General features: G+C 65.4%; 1 protein-coding gene. It reads left to right on the forward strand.

Going from position 1 to position 694, the window contains the following annotated elements; genetic code table 11:
• A partial coding sequence (locus tag AACY52_RS28980) for a TonB-dependent receptor domain-containing protein (protein ID WP_339561166.1) occupies positions 1 to 694 on the forward strand: 694 nt, incomplete at both ends.

A 694-nucleotide genomic window follows, 5' to 3' on the forward strand; every position in this document is an offset into this window, starting at 1 on the left:
CGTGCAGGATCAGGCGACTTATGGCCGGCTGCACCTCACCGGGGGCCTGCGCTACACGATCCTCAAGTTCCGCGAGGACAGCAACATCGGCGTGGCCAACAACGACACCTACCACCATGTATCGCCCCGGATCGGAGCGACCTTTGATCTCGCGCCCGGCGTTGCGATCTTCGCAGGCTATGCGACCGCGTTTCGTGCCGCGTTCGGCTTCGTCGGCGTGGCCGTTCCCAAACCCGAGACATCGCGCAACGTCGAGGGCGGGCTGAAGCTGGCGATGCCCAAGGCTCACCTGTCGGGAACGATCTCGGTCTTCGACCAAATCCGCGACAATGTGGCGACGGCAGATCCGAACAATCTCGGGTTCAACATCCAGACCGGCCGGCAACGGGCGCGCGGGGTAGAAGCGGACATCGTCTGGGAGCCGTCACCGGCCTTCTCGCTGCTGGCCACCTACGCCCATACCGCTACCAAGGTGACGGCGGACAATACGATCCCGGTCGGCAGTGAGCTGACGCGCGTGCCCAAGAATAGTGGTCGCATCGCCGCGCGCTACCGGGTGCTGAACGGTCCGGCCAAAGGCCTGTCCTTCGGCGCGGGCGTCACCGCGCTCAGCGCGCGGCAACTCACGCTGCCCAATACGATCAGCGTGCCGGGCTATGCGGTGATCGACGCGCAGGCCGCCTATGACCTTGGT

It is taken from the genome of Pseudomonas sp. EA_65y_Pfl1_P113, assembly GCF_963970525.1.
Taxonomy (GTDB): domain Bacteria; phylum Pseudomonadota; class Gammaproteobacteria; order Pseudomonadales; family Pseudomonadaceae; genus Aquipseudomonas; species Aquipseudomonas tritici.